This is a genomic window from Sphingomonas sp. CCH9-F2 (genome assembly GCF_001556735.1).
GTDB lineage: Bacteria > Pseudomonadota > Alphaproteobacteria > Sphingomonadales > Sphingomonadaceae > Sphingomonas > Sphingomonas ginsenosidimutans.
Genome location: NZ_LSJO01000494.1, coordinates 1 through 8,513, shown reverse-complemented (window position 1 = coordinate 8,513; position 8,513 = coordinate 1). Strand labels below are relative to the sequence as shown.

Here is an 8,513-nt window from a genome sequence, read left to right as displayed (position 1 = left end):
TCGAGCCGCCACAGGTCGTAGCGACCGCGGTCGGCGGCCAGATCGGTCTCGCGCTGCGCCCAGACGAGCCAGCGCCCGTCCTTCGACAGCGTCGGCGTGCCGACGCGGCTGAGCATCGTCACATCGGCGATGGTCAGCGGGCGGGCGGCGGCGGGGGCGGCGATGCCGGTGGTGGCAGCGACGGCGGAAAGCGCGAGCAGACTCGCGAGCGTGATCCTCTTCATGAGGAAGCGTTACAGCAGATCGTCACGCGCGAAACAATCGCGCGTCTTCGGGACTGCCGGGGGGTCAGCTCTGGCCGTTGGTGATCTTCGCGATCTCGCGCGCGACCATTTGCTCGACCAGGCGCGGCAGGTTCTGGTCCAGCCATTCCGACAGCATCGGGCGCAGCATGTCGCGCACCAGCCCCTCCAGCGTGCCGTCGCTGTCGCCCTCCGGCTTCACCACCAGCCGCGACAGCGCGCCCAGCGCGCCGCGCGTCGCCTCGACGGTACGGGCGGATACCGCCGCGGCCTCGATCGCGGCGGCGGAGGCCGGCGGCGCAGCAGGTTCGCGATCCGGCTCCCGCTCCAGCATCGTCGGTGCGGGCGCAGGCGCGGGGGAAGGCGCCGGTACGGGCGGTTCGGCCGCTACCTGTGCCGGAGCGGCGGGCGCGTAGGAGGACGGCGCGCCCACCTGCGACGCCAGTTGCTGCGCGCGGCCGAGCGGATCGTTGAGTTCCAGCACCGCATCGCGATCGTGCCCGCCCAGCGGGCGCGGGGCGGAGCGGCGCGCCGGCGCCTGCGCCTCGCCTTCCTTGATGACGCGCTTGATGGAGGCCAGGATGTCCTCCATCGACGGTTCGGCGCTCACATCCCCCATCGAACGCTCCTTACTGCGACCCACATTGCGACGTCGCCACATGCCCTCACGGACGCGGTCGATCGATACCTGTCGTCAACGCGGGCGTCCTGTCAACGTTGCTTTCGAGCAGCGGGTCGAGCGGACGAGTGACATTGGCGTCCTGCGCCGGGGTATTCGCGGTGCTGCCGGCGACGGGCTGCGCGGCCTTGCCGCCGTCGAAATCGGAGAAGCGCCCGCGCACGTCGCGGTAGTGCGTCGTCGGATCATAGAGCGCGCCGCCGTCCAGCCCGAGGTCGCGCGCCTCGGCATGGCCCATCGCCGCCAGCAGCGCGAAGCCCGCGACATAGGCGTCGCGGCGCGCGGTCACCAGCGTGACCTGGCTGTTGAGCAATTCCTGTTCGGCGTTGAGGATGTCGAGGATCGTGCGCGTGCCGACGCTGTTTTCGGCGCGGACGCCCTCAAGGCTGAGCTTGTTGGCGTTCACCGCGGTTTCGGCCGAGGCGATCACCTGAAGCGAGGACCGCCAGATCGCATAGGCGGAGCGCGTGGAGGCGATTACCTGCCGCTCGGTCGCGGTCGCCTGCTCGATCGCCTGCCCGCGCAGTTCCTGTGCCTGGCGGATCTGTGCGGCGGGGCGGCCGCCCTGGAAGATCGGCAGGCTGAGCGACAGGCCGACCGCGGTCGAGCTGCCGGTCTGTCCCACACCCAGCCCGGTGCCCGCGCCCAGCGTGCCGAGGTAGTTGACGTAATTCTGCCCGACCGTGACGCCGACCTGCGGCAGACGCCCGGCCTGGGCGACGCGCACGTCATAGTCGCTGGCGCGGCGCAGCTCGCGCGCGGCCAGCAACGTCGGATTGTCGCGCAGCGCCACCGTCACCGCATCGTCCGCCGATGCCGGCAGCGCGGGGAGCGCGGGCGGCTGGTCCAGCGTGCCAGGCGCTGCGCCGACCAGCCGGACGTAATTTTCGCGGCTGGCGATCAGCGTCGCCTGCGCGCCCTGCAATTGCGCGCGGGCGAGCGCGAGCCGCGCTTCCGACTGGGCGACGTCGGTGCGGGTCAGGTCGCCGACCTCGAACCGGTCGCGGCTGGCGCGCAGGTTGGTTTCCAGCACGCGCACGTTCTGCGCGTTCAGGCCGACGATCGCCTCGTCACGGATCACGTTGTTGTAGGCGCCGACCACGTCGGTGAAGGTATTGGCCTCCACCCCGCGCAAATTCGCCTGACCGGCGCCGACGCGGATCTCGGCCGCCTGCACGCCGTTGCGCACGCGGCCGCCCTGATACAGCGGCAGGGTGACGCCGACATTGCCCTGGAGCAGCCGTTCCGGGGTGGTGAAATTGTTGCCGCTGCGGATGAAATTCTCGTTGATGCCGGTGTTGGCGGACACCACCGGGCGGCCCCCGGCGCGCGCGATCGGCACGTTTTCGTCATTGGCGCGCTGTGCCGCGCGCTGCGCGGTCAGCGTCGGGTTGTTCTGATAGGCCTTGGCGAGCGCGTCGCGCAGCGTTTCGGCGGAGGCCGGAGCGGCCAGCGCCACGGAGAGCAGCAGAAAGGAACGCAGACGCACGCGAGAATTCCCTCAGAAGGTGAAGCGGCGCGGCCGCGCGAACCCGGGCAAGGGCACCGAATCGACGTCCGCAAAGGGGGTGAGCGCGAAGGCGGCGCCGCGGCGCGCGCCCGAAGCGAGGCGGTAGACGCCCTTGTCGATCAGCCCCGACACGATCCGCCCGCCATCGGCCAGCTGCGTGACCAGCGTCATCGGCAGTTCCTCGACGGCGCCATCGACGATCAGCGCGTCATAGGGCGCGCCTTCGGGGTGGCCATGGTCCAGCGCCCCCTCGACCAGCGTGACGTTCGCCGTGCCGTCCAGCGCGGTACGCGCGTGCGCGACCAGCGCGGGGGTCGATTCGACCGCGGTCACCTGCGCCACCAGCTTCGCCAGGATCGCGGCGGCATAGCCGGTCGCCGCCCCCACCAGCAGCACGCGGTCGGCCGGCAGCAGCCGCGCCGCGACGATCAGCCGCGCGGTCGCCAACGGGGTGTTGAGCCGGCGCCCCTGCCCCAGGTCGATCGCGGTATCGCGATAGGCCAGATCGGCGGACGCGCCCGGCACGAACGCCTCGCGCGGGACCTGCGCGATGGCGGCGACGACGCGCGGATCGTCGACCGCGGCGGTGCGCAGCTGGCTGGCGACCATCGCCTGCCGCATGACGGCGAAATCGTCGGCGCGAACGGCGGGGGCGGTGGCGTGAGCGGTCATCGGCCTTCCTGTGGCATAGCTGTTATATGGATGCAACACACGTTGCTGCGCCGCGCTTGTATCGCGCGCATGGTGCTTTTGCCAACGCTTAGCGTGCGGTTTGGCGCATCGGCCGCGCGACAGGCGCTTGACAGCGCGCGCCCGCGCCCGCATCTGCGCCCCTCCCGACGTCGAGGCCCGATGGCGGAGTGGTGACGCAGAGGACTGCAAATCCTTGCACCCGGGTTCGATTCCCGGTCGGGCCTCCATCTGGAGCGATCGGCGAATCAGCCGCGCGGCAGGATGAACGTCGCGCCGTCCGGCGTCCGCCCGATCTCCACCGGCAGGCCGTAGGTTTCCTCGACCAGCGCGGGCGTCAGCACGTCCGCGGCCGGGCCGTGCGCCACCACCCGCCCGTCGCGCAGCAGCACGATATCGTCGGCCAGCCGTGCCGCCATGTTGAGGTCGTGGACCACCAGCACCACGCCGCGCCCGCCCGCCGCGACGTCGCGCAGGCGCGCGCCGACCTCCATCTGGTGCCGCGGGTCGAGGCTGGCGAGCGGTTCGTCGGCCAGCAGCCATTCCGGCTCCCCCGCCAGCACGCGCGCCAGCAGCGCGCGCGCGCGCTCGCCGCCCGACAGATGCTCCACCCCGCGCGCCGCCAGCGGGGCCATGTCGGTCGCCGCCAGCGCGCGGGCGACCGCAGCGCGATCCGCCTCGGTCTCGCTCCAGCGGCCGCGCCACGGCAGGCGCCCCAGCGCCACCAGCGTCGCGACGTCGACGTTCCAGTGGACGTCATGCCCCTGCGGCAGCAGGCCGATGCGGCGTGCGCGCGCCTGCGGGTCGATCGCGTCAACGTCTTCCCCGTCCAGCGTCACCCGGCCCGCATCCGGGCGGCGCAGCGCGGCGAGGCAGGCCAGCAGGCTGCTCTTCCCCGCGCCATTGGGGCCGAGCAGCGCGCTGACCCGGCCCGGCGCGAACGTGGCCTCGACCTTGTCGAGCACGCGCCGCCCGCCCAGCGTCAGCGTCACGTCATGGACCGCGAGCACGTTCATGCCAGCCGCCGCCGCATCGCGACCAACAGGTAGAGGAAGAACGGCCCACCCAGCATCGACATGGCGATCCCCAGCCGCAGCTCGGCGACGGTCGGCAGGACTCGCACCAGCGTGTCCGCCACCGTCAGCAGCAGCGCACCCGCCAGCGCGCTGGGCAGCAGGATCGCCGAGGGGCGGTGCCCCGCGAGCGGACGGACGAGGTGCGGCACCATCAGCCCGACGAAGCCGATCACCCCCGCCGCCGCCACCGATGCGCCGACCAGCAGCGCTATACCGGCGACGACCGCCAGTTGCAGGCGGCGCGGATCGACACCCATCGATCGCGCGGCGACCTCCCCCAGCGTCAACGCGTCGAGCGCGGCGGCGGTGCGCGCCAGGATCACCGCGCCCAGCGCCATCAGCGGCGCGGCGACCAGCACATCGTCCCAACTGCGGTCGGTCAACGCGCCCATCAGCCACGTCACGATCTCCGACGCGACGAATGGCGTCGGCGCCAGGCTGATCGCCAGCGCGGTCAGCGATCCGGCGATGCTGGTCAGGATCATCCCCGCCAGCGTGAACATGATCAGGCTGCCCGATCGCCCCGCGATCAGCGCCAGCATCGCCATCGTCGCGCCCGCGCCCGCCAACGCGAAGCCGGGCAGCAGCCACGCCTGCGCGGCATAGCCGAAGAACAGCGCACACACCGCGCCGAACGCCGCGCCCGCCGATACGCCGAACAGCCCCGGATCGGCGAGCGGATTGCGCAGGTAACCCTGCATCACCGCCCCCGAAAACCCCAGCGCCGCGCCGACCGTGAGCGCCAGCACGGTACGCGGCAGGCGCAGTTCGACGATGATGAGCGAGCGCGGGTCCGCGCTGCTCCAGGCGTCGAGCGGCACCCACACCTTTCCCGCCGCGACCGACAGGATCGCCGCGACCACCAGCCCCAGGCACAGCCACAGGTTGAGCCGGGTCATGCGCCCACCCCCTGCCGGCCCACGTTCTGCCGAATCGCGCGCAATCGCGCCATCGCGGCGATGATCGACGGACCGCCGCAGTTCATCAGCCGCGCGGCGAACGGCGCGAGCGTGATCCGCGCGCCCAGCCGCCGCACAGCGCGATGCCGAGCCAGCCGCTCGCCACCCACGTCGGCCAGCCCGGTCGACAGCAGCACGCGCGGCGGGCGCGCCACCAGATATTCCAGCGGCAGTATGTCCCATTGGGCAAGGCCATAGGCCGCGCTGCTGTTCGAAAAGCCGGCGCGGCGCAGCAGTTCGTCGGGCAAGGTGCCGGCGCCGGGCACCAGCCCGCCCGCGCCCCAGATCAGCGCTGGCACCGGCCGCAGCCGCGCCGGGGCCGCCGCCGCTGCGATCCGCCGCGCCAGCGCCACGCCGCGCGCCGGATGCCCCGCGACCGCGGCGAGCGCACGGACCTGTGCGACGCTGTCATCCACGGTGGCAGGGACGGGATATTGCACCAGCGGGATGCGCATCCGCTTGAGCGCGGCGACGGTGGCGGGCGAGACATGCGCGCCCCCGATGACGATATCGGGGCGCAGCGCCACCACTTCCTCCGCGGTGCCCGACAGAGCAGTGAAGCGCCGCGCCACCGCCAGCGGGATCGAGGTGCTGCGCGGATCCTGCGAATAGGCGCTGATCCCGGCGATCTGCGCAGGATCGGCGACCTCGACCAGGATTGCGTCGAGGCAGGGATTGATCGAGACGATGCGGGGAAGGGGCGTAGGGCGCGGCGCGCGCACCGGCGCCGCGGACAGCAGCGCCGGTGCCAGCATGGCGACATACAGCGCGCGCATCGCCCCTTCCCCTTCCGTCAGTACCGCAGGCGGACGCCGCCATAGGCCGCACGGCCCGGCGTGCCATAGCCGGCGGCGGTCTGGTACCGTTCGCCGAACAGGTTTTCGACCCGCCCGTACAGTTCGACATGCTCGCCCAGCGGGAAGGACAGGCGCGCGTCGGCCAGGACATAGCCGTCCAGCCGCCCGCGCGGCGCCGACGGATCGAGGCTGTCGCCCACCGCGGTCACCGTCGCGCCGGTGGTCAGCCCGATCGGCCAGCGATAGTCGGCGTTCATCGTCACGCTCTGCGAAGGCCGCCGCGCGAGCGCACGCCCGAACGATGCCGATCCGGGCGAGCGGTTCTGCGCGTCCAGATAGGTATAGGCGCCCGACACGGTCAGCGCCTCGACCGGGCGCAGCGCCAGCGCCAGTTCCAGCCCCTGCGCCCGCGCGCGTGCGACATTGTCATAGGTGCCGAACGGGCGATCGGTGCAGATGCCGCCCGCCCCCGCGGCGCAGGACACGAAGCTGATGAGATCGGTGGAGGTACGGTGGAACCACGTCGCGCTCGCCTCGACCGCCCCGTCCAGGGCGCGCTGCGTCACGCCCGCGTCCCAGCCGTGCGAGCGTTCGGGGCGCAGCGTGCGGTTCCCGTAATCGCCGAACAGCTGGTACAGCGACGGCACCTTATACCCTTCCGAATAGCTGGCGCGCAGCACCGTAGCGCCGCCGTTGGGGGTGTAGGCACCGCTGGCCGAGGCGGTCGTCGCGCCGCCGAACCGGTCGTGGTCGTCGTGGCGCACACCGCCCGTCACGGTCAGCCCGGTCACCGGCATCACCGACAGCTGACCATAGGCCCCCCAGATGCGCGCGCGTGCGTTGCTGACCGCGCCGAACCCGTCGGTGAACAGCCGCGACACCTCACGCTCCGCGCCGAAGGTGGCGCGCACCATATCGCCCAGATCGACGTTGCCCTGATATTCCAGCCGCTCGTTACGCCCGCGCGCGCGGAAGGTTTCGGCCGGGGTTTGCGCCGGATCGAAGGTCGCGCGGTTCACCTGCGTGCGCGCATAGGCGAAGCGGTTGCGGAATTTCCCGTCGAACAGCGCGACGTTCAGCCCGCCATAGCCGACCCATTGTTCGGTCTCGCTATATTCGCGCGTATCGCCGAACGCATAGGTGGGCGGGGCGAAGCCGTCGTAATCGGCGCGCCCGTTCGAATAGAAGCCGCGCAGGTCCACCGACACCGCATCGGCGAGCGCGATGTTGACGCTGCCGTTCGCGCCATAGTTGCGATAGCCGTCCCGCTCGGTCCCGACCGCCGCGGCGGACGTGCCCTCGGTGGTGAAATAGCCGCCGCCGACACTCGCCGATACCGGGCCGACACGGCCCGCCACGTTCGCCACGCCCTGCCCGGTGCCGTGCCAGCCACCTTCGCCGCGCGCGTTGACGGTCAGCTTTTCGGTCGGCTGGCGGGTGATCATGTTCACCACGCCGCCGATCGCCTGGCTGCCCCACAGCACCGATTCGGCACCGCGCAGCACCTCGATCCGCGCGATATTGCCGATCAGCAACTCACCGAAGTTGAACCCGCCGCCCGGCGACGACGGATCGTTGATCTTCACCCCGTCGATCAGCGCCACGGTCTGGTCGCTTTCCGCGCCGCGAATGAACACGCTGGTCACGCCGCCGATACCGCCGTTGCGCGCCACCGACACGCCCGGCGTCTGGCGCAGCAGGTCGGCGACGGTCACGCTCTGACGCTGTTCGATCGTCGCGGTGTCGAGCACCGTGATCGCCTGCCCCACGGTGTCGATCGGGCGCGCGGTGCGATTGGCGGTGACGACGATCGCGTCGCCGGCGGCGGCGGCTTCCTCCAGCGCCGGGCCGGACTGCGCGCTCTGCTCGCTGGCATGGGCCGGCAGCGCCGCCGTCAGCAGCGGCAGCGCGATCAGCGAAATACGGTAGTTCATGTCCCCTCGGTCCCCATCACATGTGCGGGACGGCGACGGCGCGTGGCGATGCCACCCCGCGTGCCGACCCCAGAACAGTCGTCACGCGAGGAAAAGACCTCGATCGCCCGGCACACCCCGTCCGCGCGAAGGACAACCACGGACAGGCAGGTCTCCTGGCTCCCGGGTCGACGCCTGATCCCGGCCTTCCCAGACCCGAAGGTCCAGTGGCGCGCGCGGGGATCGGCTCACCGGTCACAGTTGCGGGGGCAGCTCCGGATCGGTTCCGGATTCCCATTTCATCCCCGGCTAGGGGGAACCTGTTCGCTGCTCGCCCCCCTATGACAGCGGAGCGGGCACGGCAAGAGCCTGTCGCAGCGCGGCAAGCAGCGGCACGTCGACCGGCGGCATCGGCAGATCGGCAAGCGCGCACGGCAGGTCCCAGCGCAGCGCATCGGCTGCCAGCGGGCGGGGCATGCCGCTCCATTCGGTGCAGCGGTACAGCAGCATCACCAGCGCCGCGCCCGGCCTGGCGGGATCCACCGCGAACGACAGCGGGGTGAGCGCGGCGGGCGCGCTCGCGATCCCCAGTTCCTCGGCCAGTTCGCGCGCCAGCGCATCGGCGGGCGCCTCCCCCGGCTCCACCT

8 protein-coding genes, 1 tRNA gene, 1 pseudogene and 1 riboswitch are annotated in these 8,513 nt (G+C 71.9%); of the genes and pseudogenes, 1 reads left to right on the top strand and 9 read right to left on the bottom strand.

The window, feature by feature from the left end; all coding sequences use genetic code 11:
• The 4 genes and pseudogenes from AX685_RS13935 to AX685_RS13920 form a co-directional block, all read right to left on the bottom strand.
• Positions 1–224 (bottom strand): annotated as a pseudogene (locus tag AX685_RS13935) (PD40 domain-containing protein); the annotation flags it as partial.
• 64 nt (positions 225–288) lie between these two features.
• Positions 289–861 carry a DUF2497 domain-containing protein gene (locus tag AX685_RS13930; protein ID WP_066489700.1) on the bottom strand — a complete coding sequence of 191 codons (573 nt, stop codon included), beginning with the start codon at positions 859–861 and terminating at the stop codon, positions 289–291.
• Between the two features lie 46 nt (positions 862–907).
• Entirely contained in the window at positions 908–2,410 is a 1,503-nt protein-coding gene (locus AX685_RS13925; RefSeq protein WP_066489698.1) for a TolC family outer membrane protein, read from the bottom strand.
• A 12-nt stretch (positions 2,411–2,422) separates the two neighbouring features.
• On the bottom strand, positions 2,423–3,103 hold the full coding sequence (locus AX685_RS13920) for a protein-L-isoaspartate O-methyltransferase family protein (protein WP_066489697.1): 681 nt from the start codon (positions 3,101–3,103) through the stop codon (positions 2,423–2,425).
• A gap of 174 nt (positions 3,104–3,277) precedes the next feature.
• Between AX685_RS13920 and AX685_RS13915 the strand changes: the two genes are divergently transcribed.
• A tRNA-Cys gene (locus tag AX685_RS13915) sits at positions 3,278–3,351 on the top strand.
• 18 nt (positions 3,352–3,369) lie between these two features.
• Here the strand turns inward: AX685_RS13915 and AX685_RS13910 are convergent.
• The 5 genes from AX685_RS13910 to AX685_RS13890 form a co-directional block, all read right to left on the bottom strand.
• Entirely contained in the window at positions 3,370–4,137 is a 768-nt protein-coding gene (locus AX685_RS13910; RefSeq protein ID WP_066489695.1) for an ABC transporter ATP-binding protein, read from the bottom strand.
• A complete protein-coding gene (locus tag AX685_RS13905) occupies positions 4,134–5,096 on the bottom strand; it encodes a FecCD family ABC transporter permease (protein WP_066489693.1) in 963 nt (320 codons plus the stop codon). Before AX685_RS13905 ends, AX685_RS13910 begins: the two co-directional genes overlap by 4 nt.
• Entirely contained in the window at positions 5,093–5,932 is an 840-nt protein-coding gene (locus tag AX685_RS13900) for an ABC transporter substrate-binding protein (RefSeq protein WP_066489691.1), read from the bottom strand. The genes AX685_RS13905 and AX685_RS13900 overlap by 4 nt, the downstream gene beginning before the upstream one ends.
• A gap of 17 nt (positions 5,933–5,949) precedes the next feature.
• Positions 5,950–7,887: a TonB-dependent receptor plug domain-containing protein gene (locus AX685_RS13895; protein WP_066489690.1), complete on the bottom strand. Its 1,938-nt coding sequence runs from the start codon at positions 7,885–7,887 to the stop codon at positions 5,950–5,952.
• 128 nt (positions 7,888–8,015) lie between these two features.
• A riboswitch (cobalamin riboswitch) is annotated at positions 8,016–8,205 on the bottom strand.
• Positions 8,206–8,513, bottom strand: a 308-nt coding sequence (locus AX685_RS13890; RefSeq protein ID WP_156445817.1) for an NUDIX domain-containing protein, incomplete at its 5' end; no start/stop codon positions are given.

Coding starts and splice junctions, on each gene's coding strand:
- AX685_RS13920 (WP_066489697.1), bottom strand. CDS start 3,103: ATGACCGCTCACGCCACCGCCCCCGCCGTTCGCGCCGACGATTTCGCC.
- AX685_RS13895 (WP_066489690.1), bottom strand. CDS start 7,887: ATGAACTACCGTATTTCGCTGATCGCGCTGCCGCTGCTGACGGCGGCG.
- AX685_RS13910 (WP_066489695.1), bottom strand. CDS start 4,137: ATGAACGTGCTCGCGGTCCATGACGTGACGCTGACGCTGGGCGGGCGG.
- AX685_RS13900 (WP_066489691.1), bottom strand. CDS start 5,932: ATGCGCGCGCTGTATGTCGCCATGCTGGCACCGGCGCTGCTGTCCGCG.
- AX685_RS13905 (WP_066489693.1), bottom strand. CDS start 5,096: ATGACCCGGCTCAACCTGTGGCTGTGCCTGGGGCTGGTGGTCGCGGCG.
- AX685_RS13930 (WP_066489700.1), bottom strand. CDS start 861: ATGGGGGATGTGAGCGCCGAACCGTCGATGGAGGACATCCTGGCCTCC.